The organism is Pseudideonella sakaiensis (assembly GCF_048320135.1).
GTDB classification, from domain to species: Bacteria; Pseudomonadota; Gammaproteobacteria; order Burkholderiales; family Burkholderiaceae_C; genus Ideonella_A; species Ideonella_A sakaiensis_A.
In genome coordinates, this window is record NZ_CP182947.1 from 2,621,635 (window position 1) to 2,646,982 (window position 25,348).

A 25,348-nucleotide genomic window follows, 5' to 3' on the forward strand; every position below is an offset into this window, starting at 1 on the left:
TGCCGAAAAGTGTCGTCAGTTGGCGGGGAGGCCGATGCGACGAAGCAGGTCGCCGAGGACGACGTCGGCGGAAAAATGCTTTGCGGCCATCTGGCGCGCTGCCGCCTGGTGCCGAGCGTAGTCGTGGTCGACCCGAGCAATCGCGTCTGCCGCCTCCTCGAGCGACGAAAATGTCATCAGCCCCTCGCCGCAAGGAATGATCTCGCTGAATCCGGTGTCCTGCACGACGACCGGCAAACCGGCGGCGAGGTAGCAGACTGAACGACAGCTGAACCATCCGGAGCGGGTCGCCACATAGACATTTTTTGCGACGCTGAACTCGCCGCGCGAGCGCTGGATATAGTCCCGGTAGGCCATCGCCGTTTGCGATACACCGTGAGAGTCGACCACCGACCAGCCGAGTGAACGCCACCGTGCCTGGATCGAATGGTCCGAGGTGTCGTTCCAGTCAATGCCACCGGCAGCAATCTCCAATGAAGCCGCAACAGCTTGCGGCAGCCGCTCGACTCGCTCGAACTCAATTTCCTTGGTGCCATATCGCACCCCCTGGTATTCGATGGCCTCGCTGAAGTTTTTCCAGGTCAGGACGGTGGTCCACCGGTCACCGCCGGCCTCACCACACCATTGGTCGAGGACGACAGGCGGTCGGGTCGGCAGCCAGTCGATTCCGCAAGATGGGAGCACACAATCGGCCGCCCCGATCCGTTCGGCATAGGTGAAGAAGAAATCGTGCGCCCGGTAGCCGTTGCCACCCCCCCAGCGCGGCTCGGAATCCAGCCGAGGGAAATTGCGAAAATGATTCCATCCGGGATCGGTGTCGATCATTACCTTGCAGCGACATTGCATATATTCGTCACGCAGCAGCGTACCGCCGGATACATTGAGCAGCAGGTCAGCGCGCGACACAACCTCGTTGAAGTCGTCCGCTTCCATTCCGAAGGTGCGGCCATCCATCGCGCGGAAATGCCATCGGCGGCGCATTGGCCCCGCCAGGCTTGTCAGCGCATCGTGAAGAAAGGCCACGCCGAATTCCGGGTTTTCGACATACTCGCGCAGCCTCGGGTCATACGTCATCCAGCCGGTATCTTCCAGATAGTAGACCTCCCAACCAAGGCGGTGCAGACCCAGCACATACTGGCCGTAATCCCAAACCACTCCGCCGAGCGGATAGGTGGCGATCATTCCAGTGACGACGGCAATCATGCGGTTTGTTGGCCGCCAATGTGGGGCCGATCCAGCAGGTCGAGAACACGGCGCGCGACGGCGCGGTTTTCGTGTCGCGATCGACGGACAAATTCGCTTGTCGTCGCTTGGCATTCGAGCATCGCAATCCGTGCCGGCAGGTCGGCGATCTTCTGGTGATCGAGCACCCAGTCTGCGAGACCGGCAGCCGCCATGAAGGACTCGATCTTGCGATCGCCCGATACTGCCAGCACCGGCCGGCCCATCGCAACAGCCAGGATGCAACCATGCAGCGCCGAGCTGACGACGAGGTCGGAATCCCGATACAAGCGCAGGCAGCGATCGAGCTCGTCGACTCTGTCCGCCTCGATTCGATGGTTGGTCCTACGGTATGGCCGCATGGTGGTATCGGCAAAGTCCTGGCAGACGCTGTGCATGACCTCGAAATTTCCGGCGCCGACGGTCGTGTAGTTGTCGACATGGAGGATGCCGTGGCCCAGGCTTCCCGGCTCCACTGACAGTAGGCTCGGACACGGCACCGGCGGAGGGAGATCGTCGATCTGCAGATATTGCCGAGTAAGCTCGTCACGGACCACACAGAGGCAACTCCTGCCAACGACATCTCGCAGCAGCTGCAGCGGCGGTTGGCTTGGCGTGGCTTTCAGGTCGCAATATCCAACTCCCCAGATGCAATACCTGACCCGTGCCAATAGCTCGGAAAACCCGCACCAGAACGGGTTGAAATAGTCCATGAAAAGGCCACCGCCGCCGATGACGACCAGATCGTCCGGTTTCACCTGGGCCAACTGCTGCAGCGTCTGCGGCACGAAGTTTTCGTCGCAGAGCAGTTCGACGAATGGCCGCGGCCGAAGCAACTGCTGGATCCCCTTTGCAGACAGCCAATCGCCAATATTCGATCGGTTGGCAAATACGTGATAAATCATGACTGCGGATTCGCAACGGCAAACACTTCGGCAAAGTCGCCGCCAGGCCAACTGTGCATCTCACCGCGATATCGATTCAGACCTGCCACGGCATCGTCAAAGCGCAGCACAGAACACTGGCTGGCATAGGCCCTGACTGCGAGCAGCTTCGTTTTCATCCACGGGCTCACATCGTGGATGCAATCAATCCGCGCCAATGGGGTCCAGATTTCCGAAAGGCGGGTTATCGGCTCAGGCTGATGCGCCGAGACGGCAAGCGCACGCGCAACGATTCGTGGCGCGGCTCGGTGATCGGGATGGGCTTCGCCGGCGTGGGTCGTATAAATCACTTCCGCCGGCCAGTCCATCAAAGCATCAGCAAGGCGTTTGACCAGCGCAGTAGACGCCTTGAGCCGGCCATCGGGCGCATGCCAGAATTCGAACTGCTGGACACCCAGGATTTCCGCCGCGGCCGCGGCTTCCGCTTCACGAATGCGAGAGGTCTCAGCCAACCCAAGGCCGTGCCCTCCCTGTTCACCCGAGGTCAGGAAAATCACGCGCACCTCGTCGCCTTCGGCAATATGTTTGCAGATCGTGCCGCCGCAGCCGATCGCTTCGTCGTCCGGGTGGGGGCTGAGAACCAGGATGCGCGCCATCGTTCAATGGTTCGGATACAAGCCCCAGGTCGTCACCCGCGGGATGCGGTCTGCGAATCGGCGCTTGAAGATTTCGTTGCCGAGACCGAAATCGAACACGTCCGCGCCCTCCTCCACGGCCGCGAGCAGCAGGTTGCGCAGCAACACCTCGCCAGGCGAGCGGGCAGACAGTTCGGACTCGAAAGTCGGCTTGTACCAGAGGAATCTGCCGCGGTGCGAGAAGCCGAAGTGGCATGCGATCGCCTCGCCTTGCCATTCAACGACGCTGAAGCGCAGCCACTCTTCCTGATCGGCAGCGCGCACCAATCGGCGGTAGAAGTCCCGGTGCACTCGGTCAACGAACAGGCTGGGGTATCCGGTCTCCCGCCAGCGCCGCACATGCTGGTCGAAAAATGCGTCGAGCCGGGGCAGCACGTCAGCAGCCCTGCGGTAGTGCCGGATCTGCATGTCACCGCTGCGGCGCAGCGCGTTTTCATGCCGGACCAGGCTCTTCTTGCGCGCAGCCTGCAGACCGGCCTTGCCGCCCGGTCCCAGGTCAAGTGCCGGTGCCTCGAGGCTGCCTTCGTCGACGAGTGCGAGGTCCAGCCACTCGGCCACCCGCTCCAGGCGACGCGCGGTGCGCGAGGATTGCGGCACGTGGTAGAGCCGCACGCCGAGCAGGCCAGGCGCATGCCGCATCAGCGCAGCGACGATGGATTCGAGTGCGCCCGGAATGCCCACGTCACCGATGAAGTCGAGGTAGTCCGAACCGCCGGAGCCGACCAGAAATGCCATCCCGCCGTCGATGAACAGCGGCGCCAGCAGCACCGGCCGGTTGTCAGCATGGACCGACGCGATGACGAGTTCACCGCGCCCGTAACATTCCCACCAGGTGCGCTGCCATGCGGGCTCCTGGAACACCGACCAGGTATCTCCTTGTGCAGCCACCGCACGCCACTGTCGATCGGAAACGGGCAGCGTCCGGAAGTTACCGTCGAGCCGGACGGCCCATGTCCAACGAACCGGCGCCGCAGTGGTCATCGGCGCGTCTCCACCACGCGCTGCAAAAAATGCGCGTACCGGGGGATGCACACGCGCCAGTCGGCTTCTGCAAGGGTATATGCCCGCGCGGCGTCGCCAAGGCGACGGCGGCCGGCCCCGTCATCCAGCAACTGAAACAGAACGGCCGCAAGCGCATCGGTATCGCCGGGCGGTACGAGCCGGCCCGTCTCTCCGTCTCGAATGACCTCCGCAGAGCCGCTCCCAGAACAACCGACGACAGGCAGACCGCATGCCATCGCTTCGAGGTAGACGAACCCGGGGCCGCCCTCGTATTGCGAAGGCGCCGCAAACAGATGGCCACGGCAAAGTTCCCGTGGCAGCGCTTCCCTGGTGACGAAACCGGCAAACTCAAGCAACTCGTCGTGGCCTGCGGCAGCGCTGCGGCGCAACAATTGCCGGCGCAGACCGTCGCCGACGCCCCCGATCAGGCGCAGCCGCAGCTCGGGCATTCTGTCGGCGACCTTGCATGCAGCGTCGACCAGCGTGTCGACGCCTTTGCTAAGCGCGACCCGTCCGACAAAGACGATCGTCGGCCGCGGATCCCGTGTCGCCAACCCGGGGCGGTACCTGTCGGTATCGATGCCGGTGTGGATGACCGGAATCGATTCAGCGTCGATGCCGCCGTGTTTGCCGGCCCACTGCGCCGAACAGCGGCTCGACGAGACGATGGCGTCGGCCAGGCGGAGACAGGTCGCCTCCATCATCAGTCCGGTCCGGCAGAGTTCGGATTCAGGCTCCGGCCAACCGATCGTTTCCGCCAGCATGATCAGCGGGCCGTGCAAGTGAAGCACGACTGGTGGCTGGCGCGGACTGCCACGATTCAGCAGATGCAAATAGCCCTCGCAGCCCCATTCCGGAAAATCGATGATGTCGATCGCGATCCGACGCTGCAAATCGGCAAGTTCGGCCGCGACCAGCAGGCTGTAGCTGATCCAGCGTGCGGCCTCGCTGTCGATCTGCATCCAGCTATCGAAGCCTGGAATCCGAACCACTTCTACCGGCCCGTCGTGGTGCAAGTGGCGCTGTCCATCGATGCTGTGCGAGATCACGAACACCTGATGGCCGAGCGCTGCCAGCCCGTGTGCCTTGGCATGGGTCTGGGTCGCGATTCCGCCCTGAGCAGTCTCAGGCGGATAGGCCTGCGATACGAGTGCGATGCGCATCATCCGGTCCCGTTGGCGAATGGCGCGGCGGCGCCTGCTGCGCTGACCAACTGGCTGGTGAACAGCGCCCGGTAAGTCATGCTGTTGGTGCTCAGCGTGTCGTGGCTGCCTGTCGCCGACACCCTGCCGTCGTCCAGAACGGCAATCCGATCGGCCATCCGCACCGTTGACAGGCGGTGCGCGATGATGATCGTCGTACGCCCCTCAGCGAGACGCCTTACCGCCCCGAGAACATGGTGCTCAGTGACGCTGTCCACTGCGCTGGTCGGCTCATCCATGATCAAAATCGGCGTGTCTTTCAACAGGGCCCGCGCGATCGCGATGCGCTGGCGCTGCCCACCGGACAGCGTGATTCCCCGCTCTCCGATGACCGTGTCATATCCCCGCGGCATCTGCTCGATGAATCCGTGCGCATCGGCCAAGTGCGCAGCTGCCTCGATTTCGCCGCGGCTCGCCGCAGGCCTTCCATAGGCGATGTTGTCTGCAACGCTCACCGGCAGCAGGAACGGATCCTGCAGCACGAACGCAACCTGCTGACGAACGCTGTCAAGCGTCGCACGGCGCAGATCCTGGCCGTCGATCGCGACCCGACCTTGCCACGGATCGTAGAGGCGGGGAATTAGCGAAACCAGCGTGCTTTTGCCTGCGCCGGATCGCCCAACCAGCGCAAGCGTTTCTCCAGCGCGGATTTGCAGCGACAGGTCATGCAGCACCGGGCGCTCAGACTGGTAGCCGAAGACAACTTGCTCGAAATCGATTCTTCCAGCCACATCGCGGCTGCACGGGCGTGTCAGTGCGACTGCGACCGGCATGTCGCAGACCATCTCGCTGCAATCAAGCACCTCGGCGACCCGGCGCGCACTTGCCGCAGCATTGGCCACTGTCGTCGCAAGGTAGGCGAAGGTCAACAGCGGCGCATACAAGGCCGTCAGATAACTGAGGAAAACCACCAGCGTGCCAACCGAAATCGTACCGCCAACCACCTTCAGGCCGCCGATCAGCATGATGGCCGCAATGCCGACAGCTTCGATGCCGTCGATGCCGACACGAAACTGCAGCTGCGATGAGACCGTCCGGATATAGGCCTTGATCGTCGACGCGGTGACGCCCTTGAAGCGCGAACCTTCCAGTTCCTCCCGGCCGAAGGCCTGAACCACTGGTATCGCCGTCAACGTCTGCTCAGCCACTGACCAGACAGCGCCTTCGGCTTGCTGGTGCTTGTATGCCCGCTCGGTCATTCGCGGCGCAAGCAGACGCATCAGCAGAGCCATTGGCAACGCGACAAATATGGCCAGCAACGCCAGCGTCCGATCAAGTTGCCACATGATCAAAAACAACACGGTCAACGACAGCAGCGATGTCAGGATCGGCAGAGCCACGTCGATGACCAGCGAAGGCAGGCAGTTGCTGTCACTGGTGACGCGCCGGATCAGATCGCCCTTCTGATGGCGTCGATGGTAGGTCAACGACAGCGCCTGCAGGCGTTCGAAGACCCGTGCGCCGACCGCCAGCCGCAGCCGCGCCGACAAGTCGGCCTGCAGCACACCTTTGACGAGCTGCATCGCCATGACGCCCGCCGAAAGCAACAGCAGCACCATCACCAACCACGCGAGCAGGCCGCCGGTCGATGCAGCGCCGGGCACCGAAGAAAACCAGGACAAGGTCGCCGGCATTGGCTGCCCGCCGAGCACCTGATCGATGATCAGCTTCAACGGCCACGGCAACAAGGCCTGCAGACCGACAGTGACGATCCCGATGCCGACCAGCCACGCCAGTCGGACCCTCTGGGCGTGGACGTCCGGCGCAAAGCGCCCCCACCGCCTGTTCATCCGCAGCCTCCGCCACCGACCAGTGTCGGGACGACCAGACTTGCATAAGGGCCACCGGCTGCGAGCAGTTCGGCGTGGCCGCCTATTTCGACGATTCGGCCCTGCTCGAGCACAGCGATGCGGTCGGCCATTCGCATCGTCGACGGTCGGTGCGCAATTAACAGCGTCGTTCGCCCTTCCATTAGCCGCGACAGCGCGGACATTACCTCGTGCTCAGACTCGGCATCGAGTGCCGAAGTCGGCTCGTCGAGAATCAATACCCGCGGATTCTTCAACAGTGCCCGCGCGATCGAGAGCCGCTGACGCTGGCCGCCAGACAGGTCAGCGCCCTGTTCACCAAGGATCGTGTCGTAGCCGTCGGGCAGTGCCCGTATGACGCCGTGCGCATTGGCCGCGGCCGCAGCGGCAACGATATCTTCGCGGTTCGCTCCAGGCCGGCCATAGGCGATGTTGTCGGCAACACTGATCGGCAGGATGAACGGCTCCTGCAGCACGAGCGCAAGTTCGGCGCGCAGGCTGGCCAGCGCAACGCGGCGCAGGTCGTTGCCGTCGAGCAGCACCCGGCCCGCTTGGGGGTCGAAAAACCGCGGCACCAGCGATGCGAGTGTCGACTTGCCAGCGCCACTCGCGCCGACAAGCGCCAGCGTCTCGCCGGGCCGGATGTCGAGCGAGAGCCCATGCAGGACAGGTCGCCCGGTGTCGTAACCGAAGCCGACCTGCTCGAAGACAAGGTGCCCAGCCGCTCCATGCGGCCTGGGCGGCAACGGCCGGGCACCGGGGATGTCGGCAACCATCTCGTTCGCATCCAGTACTTCCATTACCCGGTCGATGCTCGCTTCGGCGCCGCGCAATGAGGCATACGTCCGCAACAGGGTCCTGCATGCAGCCTCGAGCGCCCGGACGTAGGCGATGAAGACAAGCAGGCTGCCGAGCGACATCTGCTGCGCAAGAACCTGCAGGCTGCCGAAATAGACGACGACAGCGATGCCGACGGTCGCGGCGAGGCCGTTGACGACCTCGTAGGCATTGTTGACCAGCGCACTGGCACGCGAGGCCTGGATCGATTCGCCGGCCAACGTGCCGAACAGGCGCTGGTTTCGCCCGGCGGCAGCGAAAGCCTGGACGACCGGCATCGCGCCGAGCACCTGGTGCACGAAGGAGGTCAGGCGGGATGTGGTCTCCCGTTGGCGCCTTGCAACGGCCTTGAGCCGCTTGCCGAAATAGAACGCCGAACCAGCCAGTATCGGCACGGCAACCAGCATCAACAGCGTCAGTTGCGGACTGAGTTGCCAGGCAAGCAGGCTGACGGTGGCCACCACCATCAGCTGCCGAGCCGGAACGACCAGCAGGCTCTCTGTTACCGTCTGAACGCACCAGGTGTCCCCGGTCACGCGGCTCAACGAATCACCGACGTTGCCGCGTGCGTGAAAACTCAGGGACAGACGTTGCAGTTGCAGAAACAGCCTTTCAGCCAGCCCGTAGACCATCCGCATTCCGGCGCTCGACCAGGCCATCGTCAGCGCCGCATCGAGTGCCGCATGCAACGCAAAAATCGCGATACTGGCCAAGGCCGCGACAACGATCAGTAGCACCGGGGTCGTCTCGAGACCGAGTGCGCCGAGGAACTGCCGCAATGTCTCTGGCAGTGCTACATCGCCAAGTGCGGAGTCGACCAGAAACTTCAGAGGCCATGGCTGCAACGCCGCCAGAGCTGACGCGACGATCGACAGCAACACGATTGCCGACAGTGCCGGCCATTGCGGCAGTGCAAAGGCGATGATTCGGCGAAACCTGTCGAACTGGGTGAACACGCCAGTCAGCCTGATTCCGGTTGGGGCGCCCACGCCCCTTGCGCGACGGCGGCCCAGCAGCCCGACGACGCCGCGCAATCGCGTTGGATCGCGATCGCTATTGCGAAACCTGCTGCGGCAAGGGCCCCGGCGGCAACCCATCCCCCCTGCAATGCCGCTGCCGTGCCGGCCGCGAGGAGCACGACACCGGCTGCCGCGGCGATCGGGTTGAAATGGAAGCGCGTGGCGATCCTGACGAGCTGCCTGCCACCGCCATGTTCCTCGACGGCCAGCCGCAGCTCGAGGCCGCAGAAACCGCCACCGAGCAGCAGCAGATCCCATTCATCGCAGCTGTCGCCACGTCTGACAACTCCGCCCTGCTGCCGCAGGGCAGCTTCGAGCACCTCGATCCATTGCTCGGCAGGGCGCCATGTCTCGCTCCAGACCACCGTCGCATGGCTTGCTCGCAGTCGAGCTTTTGCCAAGCGGCCCCGCCTCCGCCACGGCGTCAACCCATGCTCCAACCGCCCGATCAACCTCGCCATCGGCTGCATCAGGTGCATCAGAAATGTCAGCCCCCAGCGCCGCATTCGTTCGCCAGTTGATCGCGCCGGAATCGGAAACCGCGCTTGTGTCGCCGCGATCGCGGCCTGCACCAGCGGCCCGGCAGCCGCCAGCGCGAGCAACGGCCATGCCCACAGCAGCGGCGGCCACGACAGCCCGAGCAGCAACAGTGCGGCGAGCCCGCCGATCACCAGATACCACTCCGGCATCAGCGGCAACTGCAGCAGCGTCAGCGGCGCGGGCTGGTACAGCGACTGGTAGGCCGCGCTGCCCCAGACGCCGCCGTAGACGCGCGACCGGCCGGACGGGATCGGCAGCGTGAAGCCGCGGCCGTAGAGCTGGCCGCGCCACGCGAGGTGGCCGGCGGCGTTGTAGCGCTCGGGCCATTTCTGCTCGAGCAGCGCCTCGGCCTTGCCATAGCCTTTCTGCTGCCGCCAGTACATCACGAGCGAGTTGCGTCGGTGGTGCCAGTCCATCGCGCCGGCGTGGAAGCCGATCCGGCCGCCAGCTTGCTGCAGCCGCCAGCAGATGTCGACGTCGTCGCCAGCGGTGCGGTAGCGCACGTCGAAGCCGTCGATCGCTGCCAGCGCATCGCGGCGGAACGCCATGTTGCAGCCCGGAATATGCTCGGCCTCGATGTCGGAGACCAACACATGCACCGGTCCGCCCGGTGCATTGGCGACGCAGTCGGCGATCGGCCCGTCGCCCGGCGGCGCGATATTCGGCCCGCCGACGCCGACCCAGTCGCCGGTGATGATCCGCCAGGCGAGGTAGTGCAGCCAGTGCGGATCGGGCCAGGCGTCGTCGTCGATGTAGGCGACGATTTCGCCACTGGCCTGCTGCCAGCCGGTATTGCGTGCCGCCGACAGGCCGCGGTTGTCGGTGCTGATCAGCCGCACGTCGTATTCGCCGGCGATTGCCGCAGTCGAATCGGTCGAGCCGTCGTCGACGACGATCACTTCGAAGTCCGGATAGGCCAGCCGCTGCAGCCCGTCCAGCGTATCGCGGATCGTGCGGCTGCCGTTGTAGCTGCAGACGACGACGGTGATGCGTGGCCAGCGGGTATTGGCCGGGAACGGCAGCTCGCTGTAAGCCCGGCGCACCGCGGCAAGCGCCGGCTTCGGCGTGCGATCGCGTGCCACCAGCCCGAAATCCCAATCGTCGATCGGAAAACCGCCGCGGTGCCACTCGTCGGTCCAGGCAAACACGAAGGTCCCGGCGCAGCCGGAAGCAAACGCACTGCGCACCTGCCACTCGAGGCTTTCGGCCTGTTTTTCCAGCCCGTTGCGCCGGCTGTCGAGGCCGATCTCGGCCATCAGCAGCGGTTTTTCGCCGGCCTGGTTCTGCAGCCGCGCCAGATAGGCTTCGAGCCGCTCGCGGTCTTCCAGGTAGACGTTGAAGCAGAACAGGTCGAGGAATGGCAGCTGCAGGTATTCGGTGGTCGGGAAATTGACATAGGTGACGAGCGCGGCCGGATCCTCCGCCTTCACCGCGCTGTACAGCCGTTCGATGAACCGCTCGATGCGGCGGCGGCCGTGCCAACGCACGATCGAGGCCGGAATCTCGTTGCCGACCGCATAACACAGCAGCGCCGGATGACCTGCGCAACGGCGCGCGTCTTCGCCAACCCGCTGCACGATGGCGTCGGCTCTGCCCGGTTCGTCGAGGAAGGCGATGTGCTGTTCCCAGGCCAGGCCGACCATCACGCGCAGACCGTGCTGCTGCGACCGGTCGAGCAGCCGCCGTGGCGGCAACGTGTAGCAGCGCAGTGCATTGATGCCGTTTGCGCGCATCGCCGCAAAGTCGGCGTCGAGCTGCGCTGCGGGCGGGTAGCCATCGCCGTCAGGTTGTTCGCCGAAGCTGCCGTAGGTGACACCGCGCACCCACAGCTTGGCATCGCCGGCGTAGAGAAATTTGCCAGACACTCGCGGCCTGTGCTCGAACGAGGCCTCGGGTTGCGGGGCCATCGCGTCGGCGACGGCGTCGCGTGGCGGCGCCAGTTCTTCGAGCACCGCGCTCACGGCCGTACCTCCTCGTGCTCCTGCGCGATGGAGGCGCTTGGCGCGCCTGCTCCGCACGCATCGCGCTGCGCACGCGCGACGTGCCATGCCAGCGCGGTGCGAACAATCTCGTCGAGCCCCGACCGGCTTGGCCGCCAACCGAGGATGTCGGCCGCGCGCGCCGGTGCCGCCACCAACGCCGGCGGATCACCTGCGCGTCGGCCCATCTCGCGGGTACGCACCGCTTGCCCACTGAGGCGCTCGACCGCCGCGACGACCTGACGTACCGAAAAACCGGTCCCGGTGCCGAGGTTCAGCGCCATCGATGCACCGCCGCGGTGCAGATCATCGAGGGCCAGCAGATGCGCCCGTGCCAGATCGCTGACATGCACATAGTCGCGCACCGCGGTGCCGTCTGCGGTCGGATAGTCGTTGCCCATCACCTGCAGCTCGGTCCGCCTGCCGAGCGCGGTCTCGATTGCCAGCGGAATCAGGTGCGTTTCCGGCTCGTGGTCTTCACCGATGCGGCCCTGCGGATCGGCGCCGGCGGCATTGAAATAACGCAGCGCCATCCATTGCAGCCCGTGCGCCTGCGCATGCCAGGCAATCGCGCGCTCGATGAACAGCTTCGATTCGCCATACGGATTGACCGGCTGTTGCGGATGGTCCTCGGTGATCGGAATCGCCTGCGGCAAGCCGTAGGTTGCACAGGTCGATGAAAAAACCAGCTTGCGCACGCCGGCCGCGTGCATCGCATCGAGCAACGCCAACGATCCGGCAACATTGTTCGAGAAATAGCGGCCCGGCTCGGCCATCGACTCGCCGACATAAGCCAATGCCGCGAAGTGGATCACCGCATCGATGCTGAATTCGCGCAATGCCGCGTCGATGGCACCCGGATCCCGCAGATCGGCTTCGACCAGCGGGCCCCAGCGAACCGCTGCGCGGTGGCCGCGGCTCAGGTTGTCGAAGGTGACCGGCAGATGCCCGGCTGCGGCCAGCTCACAGCAGGCATGGCTGCCGATATACCCCGCGCCGCCGGTGACCAGAATCCGCAATCCATTCATGCGCGCACTTCGCTGGCCCGCTCCTGCAGCGTCACCGCCGGTGCGGCAAACGGCTCGTCGGGATGCGACAGCAGCCACTCGAAATAGGCGATCGTCCGGCCGAGCCCCGTCTCGAGGGAGACCGTCGGCTGCCAGTTCAGTGTCTTGCGCGCCAGCGAGATATCCGGCTTGCGCCGCTTCGGATCGTCGGCCGGCAAATCCGCGAAGACCAGCTTCGAGCGCGACCCGGTCAGTTCGCGCACCAACTCGGCGATCTCGACCATCGTGTGTTCTTCCGGATTGCCGAGGTTGACCGGCCCGATCTGGTCGTCCGGCGTCTCCATCATCCGCAGGAAGCCGTCGATCAGGTCGTCGACATAACAGAACGAGCGCGTCTGCGAGCCGTCGCCGAAAATCGTGATCGGCTGCTCCTTCAGCGCCTGCAGGATGAAATTCGAGACGACGCGGCCATCGTCGGGCTGCATCCGCGGTCCGTAGGTATTGAAGATCCGGACGATCTTGACCGGCAACTGGTGGCGGCGGCGGTAGTCGAAATACAGCGATTCGGCGCTGCGCTTGCCCTCGTCGTAACACGAACGCAAACCGTGCGGATTGACGTTGCCCCAGTAGCTTTCCGGTTGCGGATGGACCAGCGGATCACCGTAGACCTCGCTGGTCGACGCCAGCAGGTTGCGCGCACCGGTGCGCCGCGACAGCCCGAGCGCATTGATCGCGCCGAGCACACTGGTCTTCATCGTGTGGATCGGATCGGCCTGGTAATACACCGGTGACGCCGGGCACGCCAGGTTGAAGATCTGGTCGACCTGCAGATACAGCGGCTCGGTGACGTCGTGGCGGATCATTTCGAATGCCGGGTCGCCGAGCAGGTGCGCGATGTTGGCCTTCGAGCCGGTGTGGAAATTGTCGACGCAGACAACTTCGTGCCCTTGTGCCCGCAACCGGTCGCACAGATGTGAGCCGAGAAAGCCGGCACCGCCGGTGACCAGAATCCGTTTCATCGTCGCTCCCAAGGTCGCGCCGGACGAACCACGAAGGCTCGCCTGCGCAGGTGCGCCGGGCGCCGGCAATGGACACACACGCTGGCCACCAAGCCAACGTGATTTCTGCCCTCGGCGCCACAATGGCGCGGTTTGTTTGCTTCTTTTCCGGGACTTAGGTTTTCCGATCGTCAGGCAAGGCGCGTACCAGTCCGACGCGCACGGCCAGAGCCGCATGCGTCATCTAGGGATTGCTAATCTGCTGCAACCTTGCCGTAACTGACGATTCATTCTGCACCGCCAATGCCGATCGGGGAAGCCTGTTTTCCGAGTCGGCCCCCGAGCCGCCGTGGCGCAAACATTCAGTGGAAGTTCACACGCGGGCGTCGTCGCGGCCATGATCCAGATCAAGCTGCAGAGTCGTCCGCGGTCGGGCATCGATGCAGCGACGCCCGGGAGCCGGATTCCGAAGGTGTATTCCTCTGCGGAACCGCCGCATCCGGGCGGTGTCATATCATCCGCCCATGCTCGAACAACGGATCCAGAAGCAATTCTTCGACAGCGCCGACCTGAAATATTCGGCTGCCGAGGTGTTGTCGAAGCCGATTGCCGATGCGGTTCATGCAATCGTCGGCTGCATCACTGCGGGCGGCAAGGTGCTGGCCTGCGGCAATGGCGGCTCGGCGGCCGATGCCCAGCATTTTGCAGCCGAGTTCATCGGCCGCTTCGAGCGCGAGCGGCCCGGGCTCGCGGCGATCGCGCTGACGACCGATTCGTCGATCATGACGGCGATCGGCAACGACTACGATTTCAACTCGGTCTTCAGCAAGCAGGTACAGGCGCTCGGCCAGCCGGGCGACGTGCTGCTGGCGATCAGCACCAGCGGCAATTCGGCCAATGTGCTTGCCGCGGTCGAGGCGGCACGGGCCAAGGACATGACGGTTGTCGCGATGACCGGCCGCAAGGGCGGCAAGATGAACGATCTGCTGACCGATACCGACGTCCATATCTGCGTTCCGCACGAGCGCACGGCGCGAATCCAGGAGGTGCACCTGCTCACCCTGCATTGCCTGTGCGATGCGGTGGACCTTCAATTGCTGGGTGAACAGGACAATCCATGACGTTTGATTCCCGGGCGCGTCTGCGCCGCACGCTGCTGGGCTCCGCGGTGGCAGCCGTAGCGCTGCCGATGCTGAGCGGCTGCGCGCCATTGCTGGTCGGTGGCGCGATGATCGGCGGCTCGCTGATGGTCTCAGACCGGCGCACTTCCGGCGCGCAGGTCGAGGACGAGGCGATCGAGCTGAAGGCGTTGCGCCGGCTGTCCGAGGCCTTTGGTGACAAGGCCCATGTCAATGTGACGAGCTACAACCGGGTCGTGCTGCTGACCGGCGAAGTGGCGACGGAGGCTGACAAGGCACGGGTCGAGCAACTGATGCAGCGCGTCGACAACGTGCGCAGCATCGTCAATGAAGTTGGCGTGATGCCGGTCTCGTCGTTTACCAGCCGTTCGAACGACAGCCTGCTGACCGGCCGCGTCAAGGCGTCGCTGGTCGAGGCCAAGGATCTGATGGCGCAGGCCTTCAAGGTCGTGACCGAACGCCGCACCGTCTATCTGATGGGTGTGGTCACCGAACGCGAGGCGGTGCGCGCTGCCGAGATCGCGAGCCGCGTCAGCGGCGTGCACAAGGTGGTCCGCGTGTTCGACATCGTCAGCGAAGCCGAACTCGCCGGCAAGGTGCCGAAGCAGCAGTGATGGCCTGACCGGCGTCGCCGGACTGGCGCCTCGCTGCTGCAGTCGCGGCCGGCCATCAGATGTCGAAGCGCTAACATCGCTCTCCCATCCACGGAGACAAGCCATGCACCGCCGTCTGTTACTCGCCGCCGCCGCCATTCTTGCCAGCAACGCCGTCTCGCTGCCCGCCGTGGCGCAGCAGAGCTGGCCGACCAAGCCGGTGCACATCGTCGTGCCGACCGGCCCGGGCAGCTCGCTCGACCTGATCGTGCGGCTGATGAGCGACAAGCTGGCCGCGAAATGGGGCCAGTCGGTGGTCGTCGACAACAAGCCGGGTGCCGGCGGCATGATCGGCGTCGACGTCGCGGCCAAGTCGACCGACAACCACACGATCGCGATCGGCTTCAACGGCCCGGTCGCCTATGCGCACTTCCTGTACAACAAGACGCCCTATGCGCCGCTGAAGGACCTGAAGCCGATCATCATGACGACGTCGCAGCCGAATGTGCTGGCGGTCAGCGTCGACAAGGTGCCGGCGAAAAACATGGCCGAGTTCATCGCCTGGGCGAAGGCTCAGGGCGACAAGATGAACTACAGCTCGCTCGGCAACGGCAGTTCGGCGCACCTGACAATGGAGCTGTTCCTGTCTGAAGCCGGGCTGAAGGCCACCCACATCCCGTACAACGGCTCGCCGCCGGCGGCGATGGCGGTCGCGCAGGGCAATGCCGATGCGACCTTCATGGTCGCGCCGGCGCTGCTCGCCCATGTGCAGAACAACAAGGTGCGGATGCTCGCTGTCAGCTCGGCGCAGCGGCCCGACAGCCTGAAATCGCTGCCGACGCTGGCCGAATCGGGTTATCCGAAGGTCGAGTCGCTGGCCTGGAACGGCCTGGTCGGGCCGGCATCGATGCCCGATGCGATCGTCGACAGGATCAATGCCGATGCCAACGAGGTGCTGAAGGATGAAGCGATCCAGGCTGCGATGGCAAAAAGCGGCCTGACGGTGGTCGGCGGCAGCCCGGCCGATTTCAAGCGGGTGATCGAGGCCGATGCGCAGCGTTGGGGGCCGATCATCACCAAGCTCGGCGTCAAGCTCGACTGAGCACCAGCGGGCAAGCACCGCGGCGCGTCCCGCCGCGGTTGCAAGCCCGGCACGCCGGCGGCACACTTGCCGGCACGATGACCGACAACAGCAACGACCGCCTCTCGAAACCGTTCACGATCACGCGCCAGTTCGGCGCGCCGCGTGAACTGGTATTCGACGCACTGACCAAGCGCGACCACCTGCAGCGCTGGATGAGCCCGGCCGGCCTCGAGCCGGTCGCCGGCCGGCTCGACCTGCGCGAGGGCGGCAGCTACCACTACGGCATGCGCCTGCCCGGCGGCGCAACGATGTGGGGCAAATGGACCTTCCGCGAGATCGCGCCGCCCGAGCGGCTGGTCACCGTCGTGCAGTTCTCCGACGAAGCCGGCGGGCTGACCCGCCATCCGATGGCGCCGCTGTGGCCGATGCACACGCTGTCGACGACCACCCTCACCGAGGCCGGCACCGGGCAGACGACGATGACGCTGCAATGGCAGGCGCTGAACGCCACCGAAGCCGAGATGCAGGTATTCGACGCCTCCCACCTGAGCATGGAAATGGGCTGGAAAGGCACGATGGACCAGCTCGCGGCACACCTCGACGAGGTGCAGCGCGGCGGCACGAAAGGCTGACCTGGCGCAAACCGCCGGCGCGGTCCGGCGGGCAAGATCGGCAAGGTCTTTGAAGTGGCAACCCCGGAGGGTCGGCAACCATGTCGCAAGTACAAGCCATCTCGCCGTGCCTGTGGTTCACATCGCTGGCCGAGGAAGCGGCCAACTTCTACGTGTCGGTATTTCCCGATTCGCGGATCGACGAGAGGGTCCGCTGGCCCGAGGGCTTTTTTGCGCCGGCCGGCAGCGTGCTGACGGTGCGCTTCACGCTTGCCGGGCAGGAATTCATCGCGCTGAACGGCGGCCAGGACTTCCCTTTCACCGAGGCCGTCTCGCTGTCGGTGCGCTGCGAAACCCAGCCCGAACTCGACTTCTTCTGGGACAGCCTCGGCGACGGCGGATCGACCGGCCAGTGCGGCTGGCTGAAGGACCGCTACGGCCTGTCGTGGCAGATCGTGCCGACCGCATTGACCGACATCCTCGGCGGCGCCGACCGCGACCGCGCGGCCCGCATCATGCAGGCGATGATGCCGATGACGAAGCTGGACATCGCGACGCTGCTGAAGGCGGCGGGGTGAAAACGCTTCAACCGACGCTTGACTGTCCCACCGATACGGCCGGCGCCTGACCAGCCCGTGATCGAAGCCGAACTGCCAATGCAACGAGCCACCTCCCGATTTCTTCTTCGCATCTCCTCGACCCTGCTTCTCGCCGCAGCCCTCTCCGGCTGCGGCGCAGCACTGACCTATTACGCGAGCCTGCCGCAAAACGATGCCGGCAACGACCTCAGCGAGCCGAGCCTGGCGTCCGATGTCTTCCTGACCGAGATGGCGCGTGAATTCGGGTTGATGGCCTTGTTTGCCGATGTCGTCTACCGCCGCGACATTCCGGCCGATCGGCGGATCGGCAGCGGCTGCAACTACCTCGGCGGCGACGACGCGAAGGTGCCGAGTTTCGGGATGCCGCACGGCGGACCGCAGGACGGGCGCTGGAAGCGCTGGAATCCGAAGATCGACGGTGTGCAGCCGTGTTTCGACGCATCGGGCCTGTATTACGAGACCTATGTGTTCGAGGATGGCGACGGCAAGCTCAGGCAGGCGGTGATCGCCTTTCGCGGCACCGAGAACCGCGGCAGCCAGTTTTTCTACGACTGGAGTTCGAACCTGACCGCCTTCCTCGGCTTCGAGCCGAACCAGTACACGCTGGTTCGCGAGCGGCTGCCGGCAATCCTCGCCGCGTTGTCGGCCCGCTTCCGCGCCGACGGCACCCCGCCGCTGATCCATGCGACCGGCCATTCACTCGGTGGCGGGCTGGCGCAGCAGGCGGGCTACATGTCGAAGGACGTCGCTGCGGTCTACACCTTCAATACCAGCCCGGTGACCAACTGGTCGCATTTGCGGCTCGATGGCGGGATCGGCAATGCCTATCCGATCTTCCACCGCGTCTATCACGGCGGCGAGATCCTCGAGAAGATCCGCTTCATCTCGACGAGCTTCACCGATGCACGTTACGGCCGCCACGACATCGGCCTGCAGCTGGCGCCGCGGCGCGCCTTCGGCGGCCATTCGATGAAGATCATCTCGTGTGAATTCGCCAACCTGATCGCGGCGCAGGATCCGCATCAGCCGGCAAGACACCACTATCCGCTGAGCTTCATCGAGCAGGTGGTGCTCAACCCCGCATCACCCGACGGTTGCGAGCGTCCGAAAGACGACGACTGACCATCGGCCGCCCGGCATCCGGCTGCAGCACAAAACGCTGGCGCCGACAATCCGGCGATGAGCCACCGCACCGCACTGATCTCCGGCACGCTGTTTGCGCTCGCCGCCGGCCTGATGTGGGGCCTCGTCTTTGTCGGCCCGCTGCTGCTGCGCGACTACCCGGCCGCACTGCACACCTTCGGCCGCTATCTTGCATTCGGCCTGATAGCGCTGCCGCTCGGCTGGCTCGACCGGCGCCGGCTGCTCGAGCTGACGCGTGCCGACTGGGTCGAGGCCGGCAAGCTCGCGCTGGTCGGCAACATCGTCTATTACCTGTTCCTGTCGAGCGCACTGCAACGCGCCGGCGGCCCGTTGCCGACGATGATCATCGGCACCTTGCCGGTCGTGATCGCGGTGACTGCCCGGCTGCGCGGCCAGCGCGTCGGCGTGCGCGTCGAGGCCAGTGTGCCGTGGTCACGGATGCTGCCATCGCTGGCGCTGATCGGCACCGGCATCCTGCTCGTCAATGGCGCGGAGCTGCAGCATCTGCGCACCGACCCGGCGGTCGATCTCGGCAGCTATGCGCTTGGCGGTTTGTTGGCCATCGGCGCAGTCGCCTGCTGGACCTGGTACCCGATCCGCAATGCCGAATGGCTGCGCGCCCATGCCGAGCGCAGCCCGCGCAGCTGGGCCACCGCGCAGGGGCTGGCGACGCTGCCGCTCGCGCTTGCCGGCTATATCGGCATGTGGCTCTGGTCGGCAGCCGGCGGCAGCGACTTTCCGATGCCGCTCGGCCCGCGCGCGGTCGACTTCGTGCTGCTGATGTTCACGATCGGCCTGTTGTCGTCTTGGCTCGGCACCCTGTGCTGGAACGAGGCGAGCCAGCGCCTGCCGCCGACGCTGAGTGGCCAGCTGATCGTCTTCGAGACGCTGGCAGCGCTGGCCTATGCATTTGTCTTGCGCGGCACCTGGCCGCCGGCGCAGACCGTCGCCGGCATCGCGCTGCTGGTTGCCGGCGTCGCGTGGGCACTGCGCGCCAGGCCGCAGCCGCAGCCGGTGTCGAACGGCGCAGGTGGTTGATCGCTGAAAACTGCCGCGCTCAGAAGATGTCGAGCGTCGGAAACTGGTCGTCCTCGGTGATGCAATTCCACAGCAGGCAGGCGACGCCGAGATCGCCGGTCCACAGGCTGTGCCGTCCGGCGCCATGCAACGCGCGATGCTGCTCGACCAGTTCGATGCTGTGCATCGCCAGCGCGCGGCCGCGGGCGAGCCAGATCGGGTCGTCGAAGCGGCGCCACAGCTTCAGGCAGGCCAGCGCGCTGCCCGGCGTGCCGTGGCACAGCGATGCACCCTTGGTCGACAACGGCCCGGCGCGCCAGACCAGTTCGCCGGCACCGCGCAGCAGCGCATCCCAGTCGGCGCTGCGCGGCGCATTCGCGAGCCGGCAAACCACACCCGGCGCGCCGTGGCAATCGTGGACCAGCGGCAGATGACCGGGCGCGACGCGCTCCGCATCGACCATCGGATGCCAGTTCAGACAATCGCCATCGTGCAACGCGGTCGCCTGCAGCGTCTCCAGCGCGCGGTGCTGCAGCACCGCGACCAGCGCCGGGTCGAGCAGATGGGCGGCGCGGAACGCCGGATAGACATTGCCGACGAAGCCGTGGCCGGCACCGAGCAGCCGGCGCTTTGCGCCATAAAGATCCTGCTCCCAGATCCAGGTGCCGGTATCGGGGTCGATCAGCATCTCGTCGAGCAACACCTGCATGCCTTGCTGCAGCAGCTCGGCCCAGCGCGCTTCGCCGCTGGCCTCGGCCATGTGGATCGCCGCGACCAGCGTGCCCGGGCTGCCCCACAGCGCTTCACGAGCCGGGTTGCGCAGGTTGCCGCGGACGACGTCGAACAAGGCGTCGGCGGTTGCTGCCTGGTGCGTCGCACGCCACTGCAGCAGCAAGGCGCCACTTTCGCCGAGCAGGTAGGAAGCCGAGCCGTGCTGCTCATGCGCCAAGGCATCGCGCGTTCGCCGCGGCAGCTGTTCGATCGCCGCGCTGAAATCGGTCTGCAGTTCGATCGCCTGCTGGTGCTGCAGATGGCGCAATGCCCAGATCACGCCGGCCGCGCCGAAGTAGAGGTGGTGTTGGGCGCCGGGCTGCTGCGCATCGTCGAGCGGATGGGTTTTCCAGCCGGCATCGGCGGCGTCGAATTCGGCCTCGGCTGCAGCGGCGATCCGCCGGACTGCCTGCCACGCGGCATCGGCATTCCACGCAGTGGTGGTCAGCGGCTGATGGCGCGCCGGGTCGAACAGCGCCGACCGGGCCGACGTCTTGCTGGCACCCATGGCGTGTACCGGAAATTCCTCAGCCGAAGCGCACCGCGTGGATCGGCGGCAGATTGGCCGACACCTGCTGCCAGTGGTCGCCGCCATCGGCGCTGGCCCACAGGTTGCCGGTGGTCGAACCCATCAGCAGGTGCTGACCGTCGTCGGAGACGGCAAGACCGTGGCGGTAGACCAGGTCATAACAGTGTTGCTGCGGCAAGCCGTTGCGTTGGCTGGCAAAACTTGCCGCGTCGTCGCTGGTGCGGTTGACGAACAGCGCCGCTTCCAGCGGCACCCGCCGCTCGTCGGACTGGGCCGGTGCAAACCAGGCGGTCGCCGGATCCTGCGGATGCACCGCAACGGCAAAACCGAATGACGAACCGGGCGCGCCGTCGATCGGCTGCCACGACGCCGCGTTGTCGGTCGAGCGCCAGATGCCGCAGTGATGCTGGCACCACAAGGTGTCGGGAGCGGCCGCACAGCGGACGATGCGGTGCGGATCCTGCGTATTGCCGTCTTCAGCCGCCTCGGGTGGCATGTAGCTGGCCTTCATGCCGCTGGCCTGCAGCGCCCAGCTTGCGCCGTCGTCGGTCGTGACCCAGACACCGCCGCAGCTGATGCCGACCAGCACTTCGCCGGGCCGCTGCGGATGCGGGCAGATCGAATGGATGCCCGGCACGTCGTAGCCACCGCCGAACCATGCCGTCCGTCCAGGTTGGTTCCACAGGCTTTCGACGAGCTGCCAGCTGCGCCCGAAATCGGCCGAGCGGAACAGGCCGCCGGGCAGCGTGCCGGCCCAGACCGTGCCATTCGCCGCTTCCAGCGACCAGATCTGCACCAGCTTCCACGGCGGGCCCTCGGCGCCTTCGGGCTGCGGCGGATATTGCGGCGTCGCAACCTCGGTCCAGCTTTCGCCGGCATCGTCGGACGCATGGACCTTGACACCGAAATGGCCCAGATTCAGCGCTGCCAGCATGCGCCCGTCGGCCTGCGGTGGCAGCAGCATGCTGACCGGCTCGGCGAGAAAACTGATGTGATGGATGTTCCAGCCCTGCGCACCGCGGCGCAGCTCGAACAGGCCCTTGCGGGTGGCAACCCAGGCACGGTTGTTTGTCATCGTTCAGCCTCCGGACAAGGCCTGCATCACGAAAACCCGGCTTTCGGGCCGCAGCGGGTCGGCCATCGCGACGCGGTCGTCGCTGCGTCTGCCGTCGATGAAGGCCACGACATTGGCCCGCAGATGGCCCTGGTCGTCAAGCAGGTAAGCCCGCAGCCGCGGGTTGACGACGAAGGCGTCGTCGAGGGCCGCGCGCAAGGTCGATGCATTGCTGTCGACGTCTACGACATCGAGAAACCGGCGCAGCTGCGGCGTGAAGAAGATCTTCGCCATCGCGCCGGCCTCGCCGCCGTTCAGTTTCGGTCCAGTTGCCGAGCCAGTTCGGTCAGGCTGGCGGCAGTGAAATCGACCGGACCTTCGGCCGCTGCCTCGCCGAGGCCGGGGCCATATTCGTCCGGCCGGGCGATGAATGCGGTGCGCAGCCCGCATTCGGCTGCGGCGGCCAGATCGGACGAATGGGCGGCGACCATCATCACCTGCTCGGGCCGGCAGTCGAATGCATCGCAGGCGTTCAGGTAGACCGCCGGCTTCGGTTTGTAGTCGCGCGCGAGTTCGGCGCCGACGATCGCGTCCCACGGAAATTCGTTGCGCCGCGCGAGATCGACCATCAGCGAGATATTGCCGTTCGAACACGGCGCGATTCGGTACGACTTGCGCAACATCGCCAGACCCTGCGGCACGTCGGGCCAGGCATCGAGCCGGTGCCAGGCAAGGTTCAGATCGACACGTGTGGTCTCGTCAATGTGATCGAGGCCGAACTGGGCGAGCACGACATCGAGGTTGCGCCGGTGCAGCAGATCGAGTTTCGAGAAGGGCAGCTTGCCGCTGCGCACCTCTTCCATTGCCGGCTGGTACTGGTTGCGCCAGACATCGGCAAACGCCAACCAGTCGACGTTGACCCCGAGCGGCGCCAGCAGCACACGGCTCTCGCGCGCGATTGAACTGCGCCAGTCGACGAGCGTGCCAAAAACATCAAAGATCAGCGCATGGATCTTGGGCATCGTTGGTAAGCGGGCGCGGACTGCGCGCCGCGACGAATCGCGATGCCCGACTGTAGCGCGATCAGAGCGGCCGCAGCACCGGCTGCAACCCGCCCTGGCGGCGCGTCAACGCAGCGGCGAAGCCGGCGCCTTTGCCGGCACCGGATCGGTCGACTTCGGCGCCGAATGGTCGTTGTTCTGGCCGCCGAGCGGCATCGCGACCGATTCGCTGACCGGTGGCAACGGCGCGACGTGCAAGGTCGCCGGCGGCCCGGCCAGCGCCTGGTCGTTGTTGCGGTTCAATGCAACGCTGGCCGGCGGCAGTGATGGGTCGCTGGACGGATAGGCCAGCAGTGCAGCGCGTTCGGATTGCTCGATCTCGGCCTTCGGAACATCGGGTTCGGAAGGACGGCGGTCGCAGGCAGCGAGGCCGATCGTCGCGGCCAGCAGGCCGGCAGTCAGGGTCAGTTTCAGCATGGTGTTGTTCTCCGTCGGTGCGGTCGACGCCTGGGCTGCATGGCAACAAAGGCGCGGGTTCCGCGATGACAGCAGTATCGACAGCATGCCGGTGGCCGGGCATCGGACGACGCCGCAAGCAGGGGTTTGGCGGCGTCCTACGGCCGGCGTGGCGCCGCTCAGAAAAACGACGCGAGGAAGTGGTCGAGCAGCAGCGCGGCAAACAGGCCGGCCAGGTAGACGATCGACCAGCGGAAGGTCGGCATCGCGAGCCGCGCATCGCTGCGCAGCTTCCATGCCAGGATGATGAAGCGCAGACCAAGCGGCAATGCGATCGCCAGATACAGCCAGCCGCTCATGCCGATCGCGACTGGTACCGCGCTGATCGCGACCAACGCGATCGAATACGCGAGGATGCGCCCGCTGGTGTGCGCGATGCCGTGCGTGACCGGCAGCATCGGCACGCCGGCGCGCGCATAGTCGTCGCGGCGATGGATCGCCAGCGCCCAGAAATGCGGTGGCGTCCAGACGAAGATGATCAGGAACAGCAGCAATGCGCCGGCCTCGAGCTGGCCGCTGACCGCCACCCAGCCGAGCAGCGGCGGTGCCGCGCCGGCGGCGCCTCCGATCACGATGTTCTGCGGCGTCGCATGTTTCAGGAACAGGCTGTAGACCACCGCATAACCGATCAGCGACGCGAACGTCAGCCATGCGCACAGCGGGTTCGTGAAGACCAGCAGCACCGCCATGCCGCTGCCCGACAGCAGCAGCGCAAATGCCGCGACCTGTGAGGCGGCGAGCGTCCCGCGCGGCAGCGGCCGGGCGCGCGTGCGCGCCATCACCGCATCGATGCGGCGATCGACGAGGTGATTGACGGCGGCTGCGCCGGCGGCCACCAGCACGATGCCGAGCGTGCCGAACACGACCGTGTCCCATGGCAGCGCCGCATGGGTCGACATCATCATGCCGACCAGCACCGTGAACAGCATCAGCGCGACGACGCGCGGCTTTGTCAGCTCGAGAAATTCCCGCCAGCGCGGCCGGCGGGCTGCGCCGAGTGTCGAGATGACTTCCGCGGCCCTCATTGCGAGGCGGCGGGCGTGGCGGTGCGGCCAGCTGGAGCGGTCATCTGAAGAAGAACAGCCGGCTCAGGAAGGTGTGCTCGGCTTCGGCCCACATCAGCCAGACCAGCACCAGCAACGCGGTCGGCGGCAGCAGGATCGCGGTGACCAGCGCCAGCCGCTCCCAGGCCATGTGCATGAAGACGGCGATGATCAGGCCGGCCTTGACGAGCATCAGGATCGTGATCAGGCTCCAGCGCAACAGGCCATGGAACTGGTAGTAGTCGACCATGTACGACAAGGCGCTGAGCACGAACAGCAGCAGCCAGACCTTCAGGTAAAGGCCGATCGGATGCTGCTGCTGATGGGTTCCCGGAGTGCTGCTCATGACATCGCCTCACCAGAGATAGAAAAACGCGAAGATGAAGACCCAGACCAGATCGACGAAGTGCCAGTACAGGCCGACGATCTCGACGATCTGGTAGTTCGGCTTGTGGTCGTATTTGCCGCGCATCAGCCGGACCGCGACGACGATCAGGTAGATCACGCCGCCGGTCACGTGCAGGCCGTGGAAGCCGGTGATCATGAAGAAGGTCGAGCCGAACTGCGCCGCACCCATCGGATTGCCCCAGGGCCGCACGCCGTCGGCAATCAGCTTGGTCCATTCGAAGGCCTGCATGCCGACGAACATCACGCCGAAGGCCGCGGTGACGAACATCAGCAGCGCGGCCTTGTGGCGATCGCGCTGGTAGGCGAAATTGACCGCCATCGCCATCGTGCCGCTGCTGGTGATCAGCACGAAGGTCATGATCGCGATCAGCAACAGCGGCAACGTGGTGCCGGCAACCTCCAGCGCAAACACCTCGCTGGCATTCGGCCACGGCACCGTCGTCGATGCACGCACCGTCATGTAGCCGGTCAGGAAGCTGCCGAAGATGAAGGTATCGCTGAGCAGGAAAATCCACATCATCGCCTTGCCCCAGGCGACGTGGAAGGTTTCGCAATCGGAGGACCAGTCGGCGACGAAACCGCGCAGGCCGCTGACGGCCTGCGTCGATGTACCGGGTGGAGGGGGCATGGCCGAGGTGCTCATCAGGA

General features: G+C 65.5%; 25 protein-coding genes. 7 read left to right on the forward strand and 18 right to left on the reverse strand.

Features of this window, described 5'->3' with window-relative positions:
• Positions 1-15: 15 nt before the first annotated feature.
• The 10 genes from ACNH6H_RS11830 to ACNH6H_RS11875 form a co-directional block, all read right to left on the reverse strand.
• Positions 16-1,203 carry a glycosyltransferase family protein gene (locus ACNH6H_RS11830; protein WP_418317892.1) on the reverse strand — a complete coding sequence of 396 codons (1,188 nt, stop codon included), beginning with the start codon at positions 1,201-1,203 and terminating at the stop codon, positions 16-18.
• Positions 1,200-2,126 (reverse strand): polysaccharide pyruvyl transferase family protein, encoded by a 927-nt coding sequence (locus tag ACNH6H_RS11835; RefSeq protein WP_418317894.1) that lies wholly within the window; start codon positions 2,124-2,126, stop codon positions 1,200-1,202. The genes ACNH6H_RS11830 and ACNH6H_RS11835 overlap by 4 nt, the downstream gene beginning before the upstream one ends.
• Positions 2,123-2,761, reverse strand: a complete 639-nt coding sequence (locus ACNH6H_RS11840; RefSeq protein ID WP_418317896.1) for a PIG-L deacetylase family protein — start codon at positions 2,759-2,761, stop codon at positions 2,123-2,125. Before ACNH6H_RS11840 ends, ACNH6H_RS11835 begins: the two co-directional genes overlap by 4 nt.
• Positions 2,762-2,764: 3 nt before the next feature.
• Positions 2,765-3,688, reverse strand: a complete 924-nt coding sequence (locus ACNH6H_RS11845; protein ID WP_418317897.1) for a GNAT family N-acetyltransferase — start codon at positions 3,686-3,688, stop codon at positions 2,765-2,767.
• A gap of 89 nt (positions 3,689-3,777) precedes the next feature.
• On the reverse strand, positions 3,778-4,965 hold the full coding sequence (locus ACNH6H_RS11850) for a glycosyltransferase family 4 protein (RefSeq protein ID WP_418317899.1): 1,188 nt from the start codon (positions 4,963-4,965) through the stop codon (positions 3,778-3,780).
• Positions 4,965-6,794 carry an ABC transporter ATP-binding protein gene (locus ACNH6H_RS11855; RefSeq protein ID WP_418317900.1) on the reverse strand — a complete coding sequence of 610 codons (1,830 nt, stop codon included), beginning with the start codon at positions 6,792-6,794 and terminating at the stop codon, positions 4,965-4,967. The genes ACNH6H_RS11850 and ACNH6H_RS11855 overlap by 1 nt, the downstream gene beginning before the upstream one ends.
• Complete coding sequence (locus ACNH6H_RS11860; protein WP_418317902.1) at positions 6,791-8,605, reverse strand: ABC transporter ATP-binding protein; 1,815 nt, start codon at positions 8,603-8,605, stop codon at positions 6,791-6,793. The genes ACNH6H_RS11855 and ACNH6H_RS11860 overlap by 4 nt, the downstream gene beginning before the upstream one ends.
• 5 nt (positions 8,606-8,610) lie before the next feature.
• On the reverse strand, positions 8,611-11,169 hold the full coding sequence (locus ACNH6H_RS11865) for a glycosyltransferase (RefSeq protein ID WP_418317903.1): 2,559 nt from the start codon (positions 11,167-11,169) through the stop codon (positions 8,611-8,613).
• Positions 11,166-12,206 (reverse strand): UDP-glucose 4-epimerase GalE, encoded by a 1,041-nt coding sequence (galE, locus tag ACNH6H_RS11870; protein WP_418321291.1) that lies wholly within the window; start codon positions 12,204-12,206, stop codon positions 11,166-11,168. The genes ACNH6H_RS11865 and galE overlap by 4 nt, the downstream gene beginning before the upstream one ends.
• 5 nt (positions 12,207-12,211) lie before the next feature.
• Positions 12,212-13,213 (reverse strand): UDP-glucuronic acid decarboxylase family protein, encoded by a 1,002-nt coding sequence (locus ACNH6H_RS11875; protein ID WP_418317904.1) that lies wholly within the window; start codon positions 13,211-13,213, stop codon positions 12,212-12,214.
• 503 nt (positions 13,214-13,716) lie between these two features.
• Between ACNH6H_RS11875 and ACNH6H_RS11880 the strand changes: the two genes are divergently transcribed.
• The 7 genes from ACNH6H_RS11880 (at position 13,717) to ACNH6H_RS11910 (ending at position 19,399) form a co-directional block, all read left to right on the forward strand.
• Positions 13,717-14,313 (forward strand): phosphoheptose isomerase, encoded by a 597-nt coding sequence (locus ACNH6H_RS11880; RefSeq protein WP_418317906.1) that lies wholly within the window; start codon positions 13,717-13,719, stop codon positions 14,311-14,313.
• Positions 14,310-14,945 carry a BON domain-containing protein gene (locus ACNH6H_RS11885; RefSeq protein WP_418317908.1) on the forward strand — a complete coding sequence of 212 codons (636 nt, stop codon included), beginning with the start codon at positions 14,310-14,312 and terminating at the stop codon, positions 14,943-14,945. The genes ACNH6H_RS11880 and ACNH6H_RS11885 overlap by 4 nt, the downstream gene beginning before the upstream one ends.
• 103 nt (positions 14,946-15,048) lie before the next feature.
• Positions 15,049-16,026: a Bug family tripartite tricarboxylate transporter substrate binding protein gene (locus tag ACNH6H_RS11890; RefSeq protein WP_418317910.1), complete on the forward strand. Its 978-nt coding sequence runs from the start codon at positions 15,049-15,051 to the stop codon at positions 16,024-16,026.
• Positions 16,027-16,103: 77 nt separating this feature from the next.
• Positions 16,104-16,640 carry an SRPBCC family protein gene (locus ACNH6H_RS11895; RefSeq protein ID WP_418317912.1) on the forward strand — a complete coding sequence of 179 codons (537 nt, stop codon included), beginning with the start codon at positions 16,104-16,106 and terminating at the stop codon, positions 16,638-16,640.
• A gap of 80 nt (positions 16,641-16,720) precedes the next feature.
• The gene (locus ACNH6H_RS11900) at positions 16,721-17,197 is read left to right on the forward strand and encodes a VOC family protein (protein WP_418317913.1); all 477 of its coding nucleotides are present in this window, start codon (positions 16,721-16,723) and stop codon (positions 17,195-17,197) included.
• Between the two features lie 78 nt (positions 17,198-17,275).
• Positions 17,276-18,340, forward strand: coding sequence for a DUF6792 domain-containing protein (locus ACNH6H_RS11905; protein ID WP_418317914.1), 1,065 nt, complete (start codon positions 17,276-17,278; stop codon positions 18,338-18,340).
• A gap of 57 nt (positions 18,341-18,397) precedes the next feature.
• The gene (locus ACNH6H_RS11910) at positions 18,398-19,399 is read left to right on the forward strand and encodes a DMT family transporter (protein WP_418317916.1); all 1,002 of its coding nucleotides are present in this window, start codon (positions 18,398-18,400) and stop codon (positions 19,397-19,399) included.
• Positions 19,400-19,418: 19 nt separating this feature from the next.
• Here ACNH6H_RS11910 and ACNH6H_RS11915 read toward each other — a convergent pair whose 3' ends face one another.
• The 8 genes from ACNH6H_RS11915 to ACNH6H_RS11950 form a co-directional block, all read right to left on the reverse strand.
• Complete coding sequence (locus ACNH6H_RS11915; RefSeq protein WP_418317917.1) at positions 19,419-20,657, reverse strand: lanthionine synthetase C family protein; 1,239 nt, start codon at positions 20,655-20,657, stop codon at positions 19,419-19,421.
• Between the two features lie 19 nt (positions 20,658-20,676).
• Positions 20,677-21,753: a WD40/YVTN/BNR-like repeat-containing protein gene (locus ACNH6H_RS11920; RefSeq protein ID WP_418317918.1), complete on the reverse strand. Its 1,077-nt coding sequence runs from the start codon at positions 21,751-21,753 to the stop codon at positions 20,677-20,679.
• A gap of 3 nt (positions 21,754-21,756) precedes the next feature.
• Entirely contained in the window at positions 21,757-22,026 is a 270-nt protein-coding gene (locus tag ACNH6H_RS11925; RefSeq protein ID WP_418317920.1) for a MoaD/ThiS family protein, read from the reverse strand.
• 20 nt (positions 22,027-22,046) lie between these two features.
• The gene (locus ACNH6H_RS11930; RefSeq protein ID WP_418317922.1) at positions 22,047-22,754 is read right to left on the reverse strand and encodes a haloacid dehalogenase type II; all 708 of its coding nucleotides are present in this window, start codon (positions 22,752-22,754) and stop codon (positions 22,047-22,049) included.
• A gap of 105 nt (positions 22,755-22,859) precedes the next feature.
• A complete protein-coding gene (locus tag ACNH6H_RS11935) occupies positions 22,860-23,210 on the reverse strand; it encodes a hypothetical protein (protein ID WP_418317923.1) in 351 nt (116 codons plus the stop codon).
• A gap of 158 nt (positions 23,211-23,368) precedes the next feature.
• Positions 23,369-24,274, reverse strand: coding sequence for a heme o synthase (gene cyoE / locus ACNH6H_RS11940; RefSeq protein WP_418317925.1), 906 nt, complete (start codon positions 24,272-24,274; stop codon positions 23,369-23,371).
• 40 nt (positions 24,275-24,314) lie between these two features.
• Positions 24,315-24,638 carry a cytochrome C oxidase subunit IV family protein gene (locus ACNH6H_RS11945; RefSeq protein ID WP_418317927.1) on the reverse strand — a complete coding sequence of 108 codons (324 nt, stop codon included), beginning with the start codon at positions 24,636-24,638 and terminating at the stop codon, positions 24,315-24,317.
• A 9-nt stretch (positions 24,639-24,647) separates the two neighbouring features.
• Positions 24,648-25,343: a heme-copper oxidase subunit III family protein gene (locus tag ACNH6H_RS11950; protein ID WP_418317929.1), complete on the reverse strand. Its 696-nt coding sequence runs from the start codon at positions 25,341-25,343 to the stop codon at positions 24,648-24,650.
• Between the last annotated feature and the right edge of the window lie 5 nt (positions 25,344-25,348).